General features: G+C 72.2%; 16 protein-coding genes. 4 read left to right on the top strand and 12 right to left on the bottom strand.

Features of this window, described 5'->3' with window-relative positions:
- Positions 1 to 92: 92 nt before the first annotated feature.
- From Psi01_RS26625 to Psi01_RS26610, 4 genes are all read right to left on the bottom strand, one after another.
- Complete coding sequence (locus tag Psi01_RS26625; protein WP_204066849.1) at positions 93 to 896, bottom strand: enoyl-CoA hydratase/isomerase family protein; 804 nt, start codon at positions 894 to 896, stop codon at positions 93 to 95.
- 129 nt (positions 897 to 1,025) lie between these two features.
- On the bottom strand, positions 1,026 to 1,241 hold the full coding sequence (locus Psi01_RS26620; protein WP_068924102.1) for a helix-turn-helix domain-containing protein: 216 nt from the start codon (positions 1,239 to 1,241) through the stop codon (positions 1,026 to 1,028).
- Positions 1,242 to 1,354: 113 nt separating this feature from the next.
- Positions 1,355 to 2,953: an ABC-F family ATP-binding cassette domain-containing protein gene (locus tag Psi01_RS26615; protein WP_204066848.1), complete on the bottom strand. Its 1,599-nt coding sequence runs from the start codon at positions 2,951 to 2,953 to the stop codon at positions 1,355 to 1,357.
- A 179-nt stretch (positions 2,954 to 3,132) separates the two neighbouring features.
- On the bottom strand, positions 3,133 to 3,789 hold the full coding sequence (locus Psi01_RS26610) for an acVLRF1 family peptidyl-tRNA hydrolase (RefSeq protein WP_204066847.1): 657 nt from the start codon (positions 3,787 to 3,789) through the stop codon (positions 3,133 to 3,135).
- Between the two features lie 155 nt (positions 3,790 to 3,944).
- On the opposite strand from Psi01_RS26610, the gene Psi01_RS26605 reads away from it, so the two are divergent.
- From Psi01_RS26605 to Psi01_RS26590, 4 genes are all read left to right on the top strand, one after another.
- Entirely contained in the window at positions 3,945 to 5,090 is a 1,146-nt protein-coding gene (locus Psi01_RS26605; RefSeq protein WP_239128037.1) for an EAL domain-containing protein, read from the top strand.
- 155 nt (positions 5,091 to 5,245) lie between these two features.
- A complete protein-coding gene (locus tag Psi01_RS26600; RefSeq protein WP_204066846.1) occupies positions 5,246 to 5,677 on the top strand; it encodes a hypothetical protein in 432 nt (143 codons plus the stop codon).
- Positions 5,678 to 5,778: 101 nt separating this feature from the next.
- A complete protein-coding gene (locus Psi01_RS26595; protein ID WP_204066845.1) occupies positions 5,779 to 7,125 on the top strand; it encodes an aminotransferase class V-fold PLP-dependent enzyme in 1,347 nt (448 codons plus the stop codon).
- Positions 7,126 to 7,178: 53 nt separating this feature from the next.
- A complete protein-coding gene (locus Psi01_RS26590; protein WP_204066844.1) occupies positions 7,179 to 8,021 on the top strand; it encodes a siderophore-interacting protein in 843 nt (280 codons plus the stop codon).
- A 10-nt stretch (positions 8,022 to 8,031) separates the two neighbouring features.
- On the opposite strand, the gene Psi01_RS26585 is transcribed toward Psi01_RS26590, so the two are convergent.
- The 8 genes from Psi01_RS26585 to Psi01_RS26550 all read right to left on the bottom strand — a co-directional run bounded on the left by Psi01_RS26585 (position 8,032) and on the right by Psi01_RS26550 (position 15,562).
- Entirely contained in the window at positions 8,032 to 8,637 is a 606-nt protein-coding gene (locus tag Psi01_RS26585; protein WP_204066843.1) for a response regulator transcription factor, read from the bottom strand.
- Positions 8,638 to 8,727: 90 nt separating this feature from the next.
- The gene (locus Psi01_RS26580) at positions 8,728 to 9,879 is read right to left on the bottom strand and encodes a sensor histidine kinase (RefSeq protein WP_204066842.1); all 1,152 of its coding nucleotides are present in this window, start codon (positions 9,877 to 9,879) and stop codon (positions 8,728 to 8,730) included.
- A gap of 61 nt (positions 9,880 to 9,940) precedes the next feature.
- Complete coding sequence (locus Psi01_RS26575) at positions 9,941 to 10,681, bottom strand: ABC transporter permease (RefSeq protein ID WP_204066841.1); 741 nt, start codon at positions 10,679 to 10,681, stop codon at positions 9,941 to 9,943.
- Positions 10,678 to 11,562, bottom strand: coding sequence for an ABC transporter ATP-binding protein (locus Psi01_RS26570; protein WP_204066840.1), 885 nt, complete (start codon positions 11,560 to 11,562; stop codon positions 10,678 to 10,680). Before Psi01_RS26570 ends, Psi01_RS26575 begins: the two co-directional genes overlap by 4 nt.
- Before the next feature lie 125 nt (positions 11,563 to 11,687).
- On the bottom strand, positions 11,688 to 12,140 hold the full coding sequence (locus Psi01_RS26565) for a hypothetical protein (protein WP_204066839.1): 453 nt from the start codon (positions 12,138 to 12,140) through the stop codon (positions 11,688 to 11,690).
- 100 nt (positions 12,141 to 12,240) lie between these two features.
- Positions 12,241 to 13,086, bottom strand: a complete 846-nt coding sequence (hisG, locus tag Psi01_RS26560) for an ATP phosphoribosyltransferase (protein ID WP_204066838.1) — start codon at positions 13,084 to 13,086, stop codon at positions 12,241 to 12,243.
- A 59-nt stretch (positions 13,087 to 13,145) separates the two neighbouring features.
- Positions 13,146 to 13,409 (bottom strand): phosphoribosyl-ATP diphosphatase, encoded by a 264-nt coding sequence (locus tag Psi01_RS26555; RefSeq protein ID WP_068924109.1) that lies wholly within the window; start codon positions 13,407 to 13,409, stop codon positions 13,146 to 13,148.
- 218 nt (positions 13,410 to 13,627) lie between these two features.
- Complete coding sequence (locus tag Psi01_RS26550) at positions 13,628 to 15,562, bottom strand: DEAD/DEAH box helicase (RefSeq protein WP_204066837.1); 1,935 nt, start codon at positions 15,560 to 15,562, stop codon at positions 13,628 to 13,630.
- Positions 15,563 to 15,728 lie beyond the last annotated feature (166 nt).

Here is a 15,728-nt window from a genome sequence, read left to right as displayed (position 1 = left end):
CTCTCCCGATGCGAGCACCGGGAGAGGCTACGCGATTCCCGGGTCAGCCAGAGGCGAACACGATCGCCCCGCGTGACCCGGGAAGGACGTGATCAGCCGAACAGCGATCTGATCCGCTGCGCCTGCTCCCGGCGCTCGGCCGCACACTGCTCCTCCAGCGTGCGGACCGAGGCGCCCTGCAGCAGCCTCTTGGTGGCCGCGGCGGCGTCCCGGTTGGTCGCCAGCAGCGCGGCCGACAGGTCCGCCACGGCCTGCGTCAGCTCCGCGGGCGCGACGACCAGCTCGGCCAGGCCGATCCTGGCGGCCTCCTCGGCCCCCACGACCCGCGCCGTGAGACAGATCTCGACGGCGCGGGACAGGCCGACCAGGTCGACCAGGGGCTTGGTCCCGGTCAGGTCGGGCACCAGCCCCAGCGCGGGCTCCTTCATGCACAGCTTGGCGTCGTCGGCCAGGATGCGCAGGTCACAGGCCAGCGCGAGCTGGAATCCGGCCCCGACGGCGTGTCCCTGGACGGCCGCGATCGAGACGATGTCCGGACGCCTCAGCCACAGAAACCCCTCCTGAGCCTTGGCGATCCGCTCCTCGAAGGCCTTGCCCTCGAGGGTCGCGGCGCTGGCGAACGAGCCCTGTCCGGGAACCCCCTCCGGGGTGAACATCCGCAGGTCGATCCCTGCCGAGAAGGACGGCCCCTCACCTCGGACCACGACGATTCTCACCTGCTGCGGCAGGTTCTCACCGATTTGAGCCAGTGCCGACCAGGTGGCGAACGTCTGTGCGTTCCGCTTTTCCGGCCGGGCCAGCGTTACCGTCGCGATCTCGCCGTCCACCTCGAAGCGCAGACCGGCCTCCTCCAGGGAGACCTTCTCCGCCCTCCCCCCAGGCGCCACTTCCGTCATCGCTCGCCCTCCCATTGACGTGCCGTCCATCTCGCCCGAGCCTATCGAGTCTCCAGAATGAGGTTCTATAGGCCCGGGCGGACGGTTGACGGCGGACGAGCGGCTGCGGTCGCGCGTTCCGAGGCGGGGTCAGCGCTTGGACTTGCCTCGGGTGGCGCCGCCGCGCCCTCGCAGAGTCACGCCGGACTCGCTGAGGATGCGGTGGATGAACCCGTACGAGCGGCCGGTCGAAGCGGCCAGGGCGCGGATGCTCTCGCCCGAGCTGTAGCGCTTCTTGAGATCGGCGGCCAGTTTTTCACGGTCGGCCCCGGTCACCCGGGTGCCCTTCTTCAGAGTCTCGGCCACGAGTACCTCCTGTAGTGCCAGACTTCCGCAGCGTTACTCCGCCATGATCAGTCATTTCTGCGGGATCGGCTACCTACTCCTAGGGAAAAGATCCGTACCCGCTCAAATTAAGATCAGGCAAGTGCCACAAGATCGGAAAATTCGTCGCTCCACGCGTCTTCAACTCCGTCAGGCAGCAAGATCACCCTATCCGGCTGCAGAGCGTCGACAGCACCCTCATCATGCGTAACTAGGACAATCGCCCCGGAATAGGACCTCAGCGCCGAAAGAACCTGCTCGCGGCTGGCCGGGTCGAGGTTGTTGGTGGGCTCGTCGAGCAGCAGGACGTTGGCCGCCGAGAGCACCAGCGTGGCCAGGGCCAGACGCGTCTTCTCCCCGCCCGACAGCACGCCCGCGGGCTTGTCCACGTCGTCGCCGGTGAACAGGAACGAGCCCAGGACCTTGCGCAGCTCGACGTCGGCGAGTTCCCCGCCGGCCGAGCGCATGTTCTCCAGCACGGTCCGCTCGGGGTCGATCGTCTCGTGCTCCTGGGCGTAGTAGCCCAGCTTGAGGCCGTGCCCCGGCTTCACCTCGCCGGTGTCGGGCTTCTCGATGCCGGCCAGGATGCGCAGCAGCGTGGTCTTGCCCGCGCCGTTCAGGCCCAGGATGACGACCCTCGTGCCCCGGTCCACGGCGGCGTTGACGTCGGTGAAGACCTCCAGCGAGCCGTAGGACTTCGACAGCTCGGTCGCCGTGATCGGGGTGCGCCCGCACGGGGCGGGCTGGGGGAAGCGGAGCTTGGCGACCTTGTCGCTGCGCCGCTCCACCTCCAGGCCGGACAGCAGCCGCTCGGCGCGGCGCTGCATGTCCTGGGCCGCCTTGGCCTTGGTGGCCTTGGCCCGCATCTTGTCGGCCTGCGCCATCAGCGCCGAGGCCTGCTTCTCGGCGTTGGCCCGCTCACGCCTGCGGCGCTTCTCGTCGGTCTCCCGCTGGGCGAGATAGGCCTTCCAGCCGACGTTGTAGGTGTCGATCACCGCACGGTTGGCGTCCAGGTGCAGAACCCGGTTTACCGTCGCTTCAAGGAGACCGACGTCGTGGCTGATAATGATCAAGCCACCCTGATGTGATCGCAAAAAGTCACGGAGCCAGCTGATCGAGTCCGCGTCGAGGTGGTTTGTGGGCTCGTCCAGCAGGAGAGTCTCCGCCCCGCTGAACAGGATCCGGGCCAGCTCCACCCGCCTGCGCTGACCTCCGGAGAGGGTCTCCAGCGGCTGGGTGAGCACCCGGTCGGGCAGCCCGAGGCTGGAGGCGATCGAGGCGGCCTCCGACTCGGCGGCGTATCCGCCCAGGACGTGCAGCCGGTCCTCCAGCCGCCCGTAGGCGCGCACCGCGCGGTCCCTGGTGCGCTGGTCGGCCGAGGACATGCCCTGCTCGGCCTCGCGCAGCTCGCGCAGCACCTCGTCCAGCCCGCGCGCCGACAGGATGCGGTCGCGGGCGATCACCTGGAGGTCGCCCGTGCGCGGGTCCTGCGGCAGATAGCCCACCGAACCGGTGATGGTGACCGTGCCCGAGGCGGGGATCCCCTCACCGGCCAGCACCCGGGTCAACGTGGTCTTGCCCGCGCCGTTGCGCCCGACGAGCCCGATCTTGTCCCCGGCGTTGACCCGGAACGACGCACCCTCGATGAGCAGGCGGGCTCCGGCGCGCAGTTCGATGTCAGAAGCTATGATCATGGTTGGAGAACACTCCCAGGCTGGAGATACACAGGCTCACTACGTCGCTGCCACCGAGCCCGCCGCGTCCTGTGTCTCCCGGCTCTCGGCTCGGCCGTCCCGCCCCGTCGCGGTCGGCGTCAATCGGGAGTGCGCATACCGATCAGTGTACGGCTCGCGCGCGCCGCTCCCTTCCATGATCAGCCGGGATCGACGACCTTTATCCTGACCGCGCGGAACTGCGCCGGGGTGCCGGTCAGCACCGTCAGGCGGGGGTCGGGGACCGTCAGGAAGGGCTCGGCCTCCAGCGCGAAGACCGGGGCGAGGCGGCGGTCGGCCCGCAACGCGTCCACCGCGCGCCGGTCGCCGCCCAGGATCACCGCCTCCAGCTCGGCCACGTGCGGGCCCAGGATCCGCAGCGCCACCTCGGCCGCCGCCTCGTGCGCCTGGCCGACCTGCTTCTCCCTGCGCCGGGCGAAACGCTGCTGCGACCACCCGCCCGCCGCGCTGCGGCCGTGGACCTGCCGCGAGCCGACCTTGGAGGAGAGCAGCGTCTCCCCCTGGAAGATCCCGGCTGCGTGACCGCCGAGCCGGACCAGCAGCACGCCGATCCGGCGCTCCCTGCGCGCGTGGGTGGTCAACCGGGCCAGCGGGCCGCCGCCCTCGGGAGTCAGCGGCGGGAAGGGCACCAGCATCTCGGCCACCGCCCCGTCGCCGCCCTCGATCCGCACCACCTCGTCGGCGGCGGTCACCTCGATCGGTCCGTGCCGCTGCGCGAAGCCGTCGATCCAGCGGCCGAGCCGCTCCGGTCCCACCGAGACCCAGCGCCCTCCCCCCGCTGCCGGTCGTGACGTCATGACCCGGACCCTACTGGGCTTATGCGCCCTCCGGGTCGCCCCGCGGGCGAACAGGAGACAAGGAGGTGAAAATGGGACAACAGGCGGAGAAATATCGGTGAACATCGCCGCACGTGCCTTACATCCGCCCCAGGTGTGACTCATTGTCTCTGTACGTGCCGACCAATACGCAGTTCGCCCCCTCGGAGAGCTCCGGCGCCACCGCGGCGGCGCCGCCGATCACCGTGGCGGGCATCGCGCCGATCGTCGACCTCGACACCGGGGGCGTCATCGCGCTTCAGGCGGTCGGCGGCGATCTGGGAGAGGGCGGCTCCGGCCACGGAGACGTCGTCGCCCTCGCCGCGACCGTCACGAACCTCTCCAGGAGCGAGACCCCCCTGCCCCTGGTCCTGCCCCTCCCCACGGCCGCGGTGATCAGCGGCTCGGCCGCGATGGCGCCGCTCCACGAGGCGCTGCGCGTGTCGGGGCGGCGGCCCCGCGAGATCATCCTGATGATCAGGGGCGGGTTCGCCGAGACCGACCGCCGGGCCCTGCTCATCGGGCTGGACGGGCTGCGCGCCATCGGCTATCTCATCGCGGTGGGCGACCTGGGCACCGCCCACGTCCCGCTGGACCTGCTCACCGACGCCTCGCCGTACCTGGCGGTGATCTCCCCCCGCCTCGTGGCGCGGATCCCGCGCGACGCGCGCCGCGCGGCGCTGGCCGAGTCGATGGTGTCCCTCGCCGTGAACGTGGGCGCCCACGTGCTCGTCCCCGGCGTCTCCCAGGAGGCCCAGCTCGCCGCCGTCCGCTCCTGGGGGGTACGGCTGGCGCAGGGACCGCTGCTGGTCCCCGGCCCCTCCGGCCGGATCCACGTCCCGTTGCCGGTCGCCGAGCCCGAGCCGGTCCAGCTCCTGCTCGGCCCGCGCGTCCAGGAGTTCCTGCTGCCCGCGGTGACGCTCCCCGAGGAGGCCACCGCCGAGGACGCCGTCGAGGTCTTCAGCAGCGAGCCCTCCATCTCCAGCGTGGTCCTGGTCGACGAGTACCAGCGGCCGAAGGGCAGCCTGGACCGCAGCCGCTTCCTGCTGTCCATCGCCAGCCGGTTCGGCCACGCCCTGCACGGCAGGAAACCGGCCGTGCGCCTGGCCGACAGTGTCCGCGCGGTCCCCCGGACGACGCCGGCCATCGCCGCCATGCAGGTCGCCGGGCGCGACGACGAGCGCGTCTACGACGACCTGGTGGTCACCGACGAGGTCGGCCGCTGCATGGGCATCGTCCGCGTATCCGATCTGATCCGCCAGGTGGCGGGGATGCGGCGCTGACGATCTGAGGACGACCACCGCCTCAGACGCCTGGAGGTGATCCGTCGCGGAACGCTCAGTGTGAGTCGGCCGTCTAATCGATCACGGATCTGCGCCACCCGAAACGCCCGGCCGCCCTGCTGTGCGCTCTGGCAGCGCCGTTGCTGTACGCCGGAGTGACCCTGATCGCCCTCCGGTCGGCCGCCCAGGCGGGGCTCGACCCCGGGCACGAGGGCTGGAACGACCTGCTGCCGGGCCGGCTGGACGGGGCGATCGAATCGGCGAGGGGATGGGTGGGCGCCGTCGCCCTCATCCTCGCCGCCGAGGCGGCCGTGCTCGCCGCGCTGGGGGGCCGGCCGAACCGCCGATCCACCGTCGGCGGCCTCGTGCTGTGCACGGCCGTCGGCATGGCCTACCTGATGAGTCTCGCTCTGGCCGTACTGAGCACTTACGCAATCGTGCTTCATCCCTCTGGCGATACCGATCTCGGGCCGCTTTCCCCCGGTTGGCACTTACCTGCACTGATCGTCATCGCCGTCGCGGCCCTCACCGGGCTGACCGTCTGGCTGTCCGCTGCGGTCAAGGAGGCCTCCGCCTTTACGCTGTAGATTCGTGGATAGGCGACCGTTCCCTTGGCAGGCCCGCATGATCCATGTAGGAAAGGGCCACACAAGAAAGGGCCGCAGGGGCGACAGGGGGACATGCCACGATGCGAGAGCGCGACCTCCCGGTGGGGCGCAGGGCCCTGCTCGGCGCGGGCCTGCTCGCCGGCGCCGGGGCGGCGCTGGCCGGGTGCACCTCCGACGGTTCCGGTGACCGCCCCGCGACCGCGGACACCGGCCGGGCCGACGGGTCCGCGCCACCGTTCGACCCGGCGAGCTGGGAGTCGGTGCGTGCCCAGTTCGCCCTGGATCCGGGATACGCCCAGTTCGCCGCCTACGTGCTGGCCTCACATCCCGCCCCGGTACGGCGGGCCGTCGAGGAGCACCGGCGCGGCCTGGACGCCGACACCGCGGCCTATCTGAACGGCCCCGACCGGGAGGAGCCCGTACGTCAGGCCGCCGCGGACTATCTCGGCGGCGAGGCGGACGAGGTGGCGCTCACCGACAGCACCACCATGGGCCTGGGCCTGCTGTACGGCGGGCTGCGGCTGCTGCCGGGCCAGGACGTGCTGACCACCGAGCACGACTTCTACGCCACGCACGAGAGCCTGCGGCTGCTGGCCGAGCGCACCGGGGCGCGGGTCCGCCGGGCGCGCCTGTACGACGAGCCGTCCACCGCCTCGGCGGATGCGATCGTCTCCCGGCTGAAGGAGGCGCTCGGCCCCAGGACCCGGGTGGTCGCCGTCACCTGGGTGCACTCCGGTACCGGGGTGCGGCTGCCCGTCCGCGAGATCGCCCGCATGCTCGCCGAGGCCAACGCCTCCAGGGACGAGCAGGACCGGGCGCTGCTGTGCGTGGACGGCGTGCACGGGTTCGGGGCGCTGGCCGACGACGTCGGCGACCTCGACTGCGACTTCCTGGTCAGCGGGACCCACAAGTGGCTGTACGGCCCGCGCGGCACCGGCATCGTCTGGGGCCGCGCCTGGGACGCCGTGCGCCCCGTCATCCCCAGCTTCTCCGGGCCCGCCTTCAGCGGATGGATCGACGGGCACGTCCCGTCCGGACCCGGCGGCGTCCTCGGCACGCCCGGCGGCTATCACAGCTTCGAGCACCGCTGGGCGCTCGACGAGGCCTTCGCCTTCCACCGGGCGATCGGCAAGGACCGCGTCGCCGCCCGGATCGCCGAACAGGCCACCCGGCTCAAGGAGGGGCTGTCCGCGCTGCGGAACGCGCGGCTGGTCACCCCCGTGGACGCCGGGCTCTCGGCCGGGCTCGTCTGCTGCGCGATCGTCGGCGTGGACGCCGGTCTGGCCGCCCGGCGCCTGCGGGAACGCCACCGGATCATCGCGAGCGTCACGCCGTACCGGGAGCAGTATCTCCGCTTCGGTCCCGGGATCGTCACCACGCCCGAGGAGGTCGACCGAGTGATCAAGGCCGTCGCGACCCTCGAATGACCGTATGCTACAACTTAGGCATACCTAAGTTGTGATGATGCGGGGAGTGGCATATGGCAGACGGCAGGCCCGTGCGGAAGGCGACCCGAGGCGAGGTGCTCCGCACCGAACGGCTCACTCCTCACATGATCCGGGTGGTGCTCGGCGGTGAGGACCTCCGTGGCCTGCGCGCCGGGGAGTTCACCGACCACTACGTCAAGCTCCTGTTCCCGCCCGCCGGGGTGACCTATCCGGCGCCGTTCGACATGGAGGCGATCCAGCGCGACCTGCCCCGCGAGCAGTGGCCCACCACCCGGACCTACACGGTCCGCGCCTGGGACCCGGAGGCGGCCGAGCTGACCCTCGACTTCGTCCACCACGGCGACAGCGGCCTGGCCGGTCCGTGGGCCGCGCGCGTCCAGCCCGGCGAGGAGATCTGGTTCTTCGGCCCCGGCGGCGCGTACGCGCCCTCCCCCGAGGCCGACTGGCACCTGCTGGTGGGCGACGAGAGCGCCCTGCCCGCCATCGCCGCGTCCCTGGAGCGCCTGCCCTCCGGCGCGCCGGCCTTCGTGTTCGTCGAGGTGGCCGGTCCCGAGGAGGAGCAGCGGCTCGACACCCCCGGCGACGCCAAGATCACCTGGCTGCACCGCGGCGACGCGCAGGTCGGCGAGGCCCTGGTCACCGCCGTCCGCGAGCTCGACTTCCCGCCGGGGACCCTGCACGCCTTCGTCCACGGCGAGGCCAACTTCGTCAAGGCGCTCCGCCGCCACCTGCGCACCGAGCGCGGCATCCCGCTCTCCCAGCTGTCCATCTCGGGCTACTGGCGGCTCGGCCGCGACGAGGACGGCTGGCAGTCCTCCAAGCGCGAGTGGAACCAGAAGATCGAGGAGGAAGAGGCCGCCGCCCTCTCCTCCTGATCCCGGTCCTTCAGAGCCAGCCCTGGGTCCGGGCCCGCTGGACGGCCTCGACGCGGTTGCGTGAGTGGGTCTTCCGGATGGCCGAGGACAGATAGTTGCGGACCGTGCCCTCCGACAGGTGCAGGCGCCGGGCGATGTCACCGATCGTGGAGCCGTCGACGGCGGCGGCGAGGACGTCCCGCTCGCGGGGGGACAGCGGGTTCGGGCCCGCGCTGAGGGCCGCGGCGGCCAGCCCGGGGTCGATCACCCGCTCGCCCGCGTGGACGCGGCGGATGGCGGCGGCCAGCTCGCGTGCCGGGCTGTCCTTGACCAGGAAGGCCGCCGCGCCCGCCTCCATCGCCCGGCGCAGATAGCCGGGGCGGCCGAAGGTCGTCAGGATCACGACCCGGCACCCCGGCAGCTCCCGCAGGATCCGCTCCCCGGCCTCGATGCCGTCGCCGCCGGGCATCTCGATGTCCAGCAGGGCCACGTCCGGCCGGACCCGCAGCGCCACCTCCAGCGCCTGCGCCCCGGAGGCGGCCTCCCCCACCACCTCGATGTCGGGCTCCAGACCGATCAGCGACGCCAGCGCGCCGCGGACCATCGCCTGGTCCTCGGCCAGGATGACCCGGATCACGCCCTCGCCTCCATCTCCCCCGGCACGCGGACCCATAGCCCGGTCACACCCCCGACTCCGTCCGCATCGGCACACGGGCCCGCATCCAGGTCATGTCCCGGCCTCCGTCCCCGCCGGCACACGCACCCGCAGCCGGAATCCGCCGCGGTGCGCCGGACCGCTCTCCACCGTGCCGCCGGCCGCCTCCACCCGCTCCGCCAGGCCGCTCAGCCCGTTGCCGGGTTCGTACGGCTCCCGCACGCGGCCGTCGTCCACCATCTCCAGGACGCCGGCCGTCCCGTCGAAGCCTATGGTGATCTCGCAGCGGGTCGCGCGGGCGTGCCGGATGACGTTGGTGGTCCCCTCCCGCAGCGCCCGGCCGAGCAGCCCGTCCACCTCCGGCGGCAGCGGCGTCCCCGACAGCCGGATCGGCACCCGCAGCCCGGCCGCCTCCAGCGCGGCGCGGGCGCCGTCCAGCTCCTGGGCCAGCTCGCGCCGCCGGTAGCCGGTGACCGCCTCGCGCACCTCCGTCAGCGCCTTGCGGGCGACGGACTCGATGTCGCGGATCTCCGCCAGGGCCCGGTCGGAGCCTGCCTCCGCCAGCCGCCCGGCCAGCTCGCTCTTCAGGACGATCAGCGACAGGCTGTGGCCCAGCAGGTCGTGCAGGTCCTGGGCGATGCGCAGCCGCTCGTCGCTCGCCGCCAGCCGGGCCACCTCGCTCTGTGCCCGGCGGAGCTTGACCACCAGCAGCCTGATGTTGCGCACGCCCATGAACAGGCCGCCGAGGGTGAAGACCTGGATGACGAAGATCACGGTGGTGACCGGGTCGTGGTCCTTCAGCGCCCCGATGAGCGCGACGGCCACGCCCATCGCCACCACGCCCGTAACGGCCGCCCGCGGGCGCAGGGCCATGCTGTAGACGACGACGGTGTAGACCGGCAGGGCCAGCCAGCTGCCGCCGAAGACCAGGGCCAGGCCGAGGGCCAGGAGGGTGAGGGGGGTCAGCAGCAGGTAGGTCGTCGGGGCGGGCTCCCCGAACTCGTGCTGGACCAGCACCACGCTCACGTAGAGAGCGATGAACCCGGCCAGTCCCAGGGCGCCCCACACCGCGCGGGCGCCGGTCATGCCCCCGGTGACGATCTCCAGCGCGGGGAAGCAGAGATAGATCAGGCCCGTGGACATCCAGAACAGCCGCCTTCCGCGGGACGGGCTGTCGTCCGTTCCGCGGAAGGCGGCGAACCTGGCGAGTCCGACGTCTCGCATCGGGCTTCTCACCGGTCTCATCCGGCTCCTCACCGGTCTCATCCGGCTCCTCACCGGCCTGTCACGCCCGGGTCACCGCCCGCCGGCAGCCGAGCACCGCCAGCACGCCCAGCACCGCGGCCCAGATCACGACCGTCACGGCGTCCGACAGGGGTACGGCCTCGCCGGAGACGAGGTGCCAGCCGATGTCGGCGTAGGAGAACGAGGGCAGGACGTCGGCGATGTCCTTCATGGTCGCCGGCATCGCCTCCGGGGGGAACCAGAGCCCGCCCAGCAGGGCCAGGGCGAACATGCTGAGCATGGCGACCGGCTGGGCGGTGTCGACCGGCAGCAGTGAGCCGATGACCAGCCCGAGCGCGGCGAAGGGGATCGTGCCCAGCCACATCGCCGGGATCAGCGCGGCCCACTGGCCCGCCGTCAGCGACACCCCCTGGGTGACCACCGCGGCCAGGACGACCAGCAGCAGGGACGGCAGCACCAGCAGGAGCGCGGCGGCCAGCTTGGTGAGGATGATCGTCGTGTTCGGCAGCGGGGTGACCCGCAACTGACGCAGCCAGCCGGACTGGCGCTCCTGCGCCCACGGTACGGCGGTGCTCATCATGGAGGCGGCCAGCGCGCCGTACGCGCCCATCGAGACCATCAGGAAGACGCCGGCCCTCACTCCGCCCTCGGTCGTCTGAGCGCCCCACAGGTTCGCGTTGATCATGTAGAAGATCACCGGGAAGGCGACCACGAAGATGATGTAGCGCTTGTTGCGCAGCATCCGCAAGAGCTCGATCCTGAGATAGCCGAACGGCATCATGACTCCCTGGTCAGCGCGAGGAAGGCCTCTTCGAGGTCGGCGCCGGCGATCCGCAGGTCGCGGACCTCCAGCGAGGTGCCGCGGTAGAGCGCGGCGACGGTGGCGTCCGCGTCGGTGGTCCGCAGCGTGGCGGCGCCCGACCGGATCTCGACGGCCGTGACACCGGGCAGGGCGTCCAGGCCGGCCGCGGGCTGCCCGCCCAGGGTGAAGTGCACGGCGTGCCCGCCGGTCCCCGCCTTGATCTCCGCCGCGGTGCCGTCGGCGACGACTCTGCCACGGGCGATCACGACGACTCTGTCGGAGTTCTCCTCGGCCTCCTCCAGATGGTGGGTGGTGAACAGCACCGTGCGGCCGCCCGCGGCGTAGTCGCGCATGCACGCCCAGAACCGCAGCCGCGACTCCACGTCCATCGCGGCGGTGGGCTCGTCGAGCAGCAGCAGCCTGGGCGCGCCCGCGACGGCCATGGCGAACCTGACCCGCTGGGCCTGCCCGCCCGAGAGCTTCCCGGCCCGCCGCTTCACCAGGCCGGTGAGATCGGCCATCGTCAGGATCTCGTCCGGGTCCAGCGGGTCGGGATAGAGCCTCCTGACGAAGTCCACCGTCTCCCGGACGGTGAGCTCGGGGATGAGCTCACCGCTCTGCAGCATGGCGCCGACCTCGCCCCGGGCCACGGCCTCGTCCGGCGGGCGCCCCAGGACCTCCACCCGGCCCCGGGTCGGCCGCAGCAGGCCCAGCAGCATGTCGACGGAAGTGGACTTGCCCGCCCCGTTGGGGCCGAGCAGGGCGACGGTCGTACCGGCCCGGACGGTCAGGTCCAGCCCGTCGACGGCGAGGACGTCGCCGTAGCTCTTGCTCACGTCGGTGAAGGCGATTGCTTCCATGCCTCCAACGCTAGGAGCGCCCGGGCCGGATCCTCAGTGTCGAGCATCCGGCCTTCGGCATGACATTTGTCAGAAAGCGGGCACCGTACGGCCCCGCCCGCCCAGAGCGCGGGGCGCCGTGGCCGTCACCGGTCGAGCCAGGTGGAGACGGCGGCGGCCGTGCTGAGCGTGCCCGCCCCGGCGACCCGCGTGGGCTCGATCCAGTCGTCCCGCTCGCCCCAGTCGACGCGGTTCTCGTGTTCGTGATGGAAGCGCCCCCACGTCCACCACGACTCACGTGCCTCCTCGGCAGGGCGGCCCCCGGCCGCCTCGGCCCGGACGTACTCCTCCCCGGCCCGCTCCGTGGCCTGATCGGCCTCGGCCTCACGGCGGGCGTGGCGCTCGTGGGCGGCCTTCAGGGCGGCGGCGATGTGGCCGGGCAGCTCGCGGGCCACCTCCTTGCGCCCCGCCTCGTCCAGCCGGAGCACCTCGGCCGCCACCAGGGAGGCGTCACCCGTGCCGATGGCCTGTCGCACGCCCTCCCAGGCACCCACGCGGCCGCCTGCGCCGGCCGGGTGTCCATGCACCGCAGTCGTCATGCGGCACACGTTAGGGATCACCCCCGACAGAACCGCGCGCCTCCCGTGCGCCCGCCCGCCGGACCCTCCGGGACGGCCCGGCGGGCCGCCCGGAACGGCGTCAGAGGCGGCAGGCGAAGATGGCCGTGACCAGGATGGCCTTGGCGCCGATCTCCCAGAGCTGGTCCATCACCTGCTGGTGGCCCTTGCGCGGCACCATGGCCCGTACGGCCACCCAGCCCTCGCGGTGCAGCGGGGAGACCGTGGGACCCTCCATGCCCGGGGTGAGCGCGATGGCCTCCTCGATCCGCTCGGCGCGGATGTCGTAGTCCATCATCACGTAGTCGCGGGCCACCAGGACGCCCTGCAGGCGGCGGATGAGCTGCCTGACCCCCAGGTCCTCATCGGTGTCCACCCGCTTGATCAGCACGGCCTCGGAGTGCGCGATCGGCTCGCCGAACACCTCCAGGCCCATGTTGCGCAGGGTGGTGCCGGTCTCCACGACGTCGGCGACCGCGTCGGCCACGCCCAGCCGGACCGCGGTCTCGACCGCGCCGTCCAGCTTGATCACCCGGGCCTCGACGCTCCGCTCGGCGAGGTAGTCCTCCAGCAGCCCGGCGTAGGCGGTGGCGATCCGCTTGCCCTTCAGGTCGGCGACGGCGGTGAAGCCGCCGGGAGGGGCGGCGAAGCGGAAGGTGGAGCGGCCGAAGCCGAGCGGCAGGACCTCCTCGACCCGGGCGCCGGAGTCGCGGAGCATGTCGCGGCCGGTGATCCCGGCGTCCAGGGTGCCCTCGCCGACGTAGACGGCGATGTCCTTGGGACGCAGGAAGAACAGCTCGCAGGAGTTCTCGGGGTCGACGACCACGAGCTCCTTGCTGTCCCTGCGCGGGCGGTATCCGGCTTCCTTGAGGATCGTCTGGGCGCCCTCGGACAGGGCCCCCTTGTTGGGGACGGCGATGCGCAGCATGGCGGGAAGGTTCCTTAGGTGGACGGTCGGATCTGTGGGGGGGCGCCGGGCTCACCGGCTCACAGATGCTTGTAGACCTCGTCCAGCCCGATGCCCTTGGCGATCATGAGGACCTGCACGTGGTAGAGGAGCTGGGAGATCTCCTCGGCGGCCCGTTCGTTCGACTCGTGCTCGGCCGCCATCCAGCTCTCGGCGGCCTCCTCCACGACCTTCTTGCCGATGGCATGGACCCCGGCGTCCAGCGCGGCCACGGTGCCCGAGCCCGCGGGCCGGGTGCGCGCCTTGTCGGACAGCTCGGCGAACAGCTCTTCGAAGGTCTTCATGGTCTCTCTCGGCGTCGTCGGATGTGCCAGCCAAGCCTAACCGTCCCCGGGCACACGCGTGCGCGCGCGTCCGCTGAACGAGATCGGCAAGATCCCGGAACGGCCGAGGGGCCGGTACGGCGGACGCCGTACCGGCCCCTGCGGGCTCGTCGGGATGGCGGCGACCAGAGGGTCGCCGCCGGAACCGTCAGGCGCCGTGGCGGGCGCCGACGGAGAGGTCAGCGGCCGTAGCGGGCGCCGCCGGAACGGTCGCCGCGGTCCTCGAAGCGGCGCTCGCCGCCCCGGAAGTCGCCGCGGCCCTCGGAACGGCCCTCGGCGCGGTAGCCGCCACGGCGGTCGTCGCCGAAGGAGCGCTCACCGCTGCGGTAGCCGCCCTGGCGCTCACCGCGGAAGCCGCGGTTCTCGCCACGGTAGCCGTCGCCCTGGCGCTCGCCGCGGAAGGAACCGCGCTCGCCCGCCGGGCGGTCGGAACGGTAGCCGCCGGAACGGCCCTCGGCGCGGAACGGCTCGCCGCTGCGGTGGCCGCCCTGGCGCTCACCGCGGAAGCCGCGGTTCTCGCCACGGTAGCCGTCGCCCTGGCGCTCGCCGCGGAAGGAACCGCGCTCACCCGCCGGGCGGTCGGGACGGTACTGGCCGCGCAGGTCGCTCACGCTGGAACCGCCGCGGTGACCGTCGTGGCGCTCGCCGCGCTGGCCGCCGAAGGACCGCTCGCCGTTGAAGGGCCGCTCACCGCGCTCACCGTTGAAAGACCGCTCGCCGCCGAAGGGACGCTCACCGCGGTTGCCGTCGCGGTCGCCGCCGAAGGAGCGCTCGCGGCCCTCCCCGTGACGGTCGCGGAAGCGGCGCGGGCCGCGGCCCCCGCCGAAGCCATCGCGGCGCTGGCGCTGCTTGGTGACCGGGGCCGAGGGCTCCCAGACCGGGATCGGCTCGCCGCTGGGCGTGCGCGCCCCGGCGACCTCCTCCAGGCGGGGGTGGCCCGGGATGGCCTTGAGGCGGAACGGCTTGATGCCCGCGCGGCGGGTCATCGCGTCGGTGGAGCGCCGCTCGTTGGGGAGCACCAGCGTCATGACGGTGCCCTTCTCGCCGGCGCGGGCCGTACGGCCGCCGCGGTGCAGGTAGCTCTTGTGGTCCTGCGGCGGGTCGACGTGCAGCACGAGGCTGATGTTGTCGACGTGGATGCCGCGGGCCGCGACGTCGGTGCAGACCAGGACGTTGATCGCACCTTCCTTGAACTCGGCCAGGATGCGGGTGCGCTGGTTCTGGCGCTTGCCGCCGTGCAGGCCGCCGGCCTTGACGCCGACCTGGGCCAGCTGCTTGCACAGGCGGTCCACGCCGTGCTGGGTGCGGACGAAGATGATCGTCCGGCCCTCGCGGTTGGCGATCTCGGCGGTCACCGGGAACTTGTCGTCGCGGTGGACCTCCAGCACGTGGTGCTCCATGGTGTCCACCGGCGAGGTCGCCGGGGCCAGGGAGTGGGTCACCGGGTCGGACAGGAAGCGCTTGACGAGCTTGTCCACGTCACCGTCGAGGGTGGCCGAGAACAGCAGGCGCTGGCTGCCGGCCGGGGTCTGCTGGAGCAGGGCGCTGACGACCGGGAAGAAGCCGAGGTCGCACATGTGGTCGGCCTCGTCCAGGACGGTCACCTGGACCTCCTCCAGGGAGCACTCGCCCTGCTGGATGAGGTCGGTCAGGCGGCCCGGGGTGGCCACGACGATCTCGACGCCGCGGCGCAGCGCCTCGATCTGGCGGCCCATGGACATGCCGCCGACGACGGTCTTCATGCGCAGCGACAGGCCGCGGCCCAGCGGCTCGAGCGCGTCGGTGACCTGCATGGCCAGCTCGCGGGTCGGCACCAGGATGACGGCGCGGGGACGGCCGGGGGCCGCCTTGACGCCGGCGATGCGGGCCATGGTGGGCAGGCCGAAGGCGAGGGTCTTGCCGGAGCCGGTCTGGCCGCGGCCGAGCACGTCGAGGCCGGCGAGGATGTCGGGGATGGCGATGCGCTGGATGGGGAAGGGACTGTCGATGCCCTGACGGGAGAGGCCGGCCACGAGGGGCTTGGGCAGACCGAGCAGCGTGAACTCGGACACGCCGGCGGGCACGTCGACGAGCTCGCTGAATTCGGTGTTCTCGGGCAGGGCAGCGTCGAGCATGGTCACGAAGATTCGTGCCTTTCGATAGAAGTACGTGGCACGTCACTTCTGCGAAAGGACGAGCCTGGAACGCGCGGCGGGGAGCCGCGCTCGATCGACGCCCGCAGGAGGGGCGGTGGTGCGGTGCATGTCGAGGCGCACCGCACGGGGCGGGTCAATCTTACCC

The organism is Paraplanobispora siamensis (assembly GCF_016863175.1).
GTDB lineage: Bacteria > Actinomycetota > Actinomycetes > Streptosporangiales > Streptosporangiaceae > Planobispora > Planobispora siamensis.
Note: the sequence above shows the minus strand (reverse complement) of the source record. Positions and strands in the feature narration are given on the sequence as shown.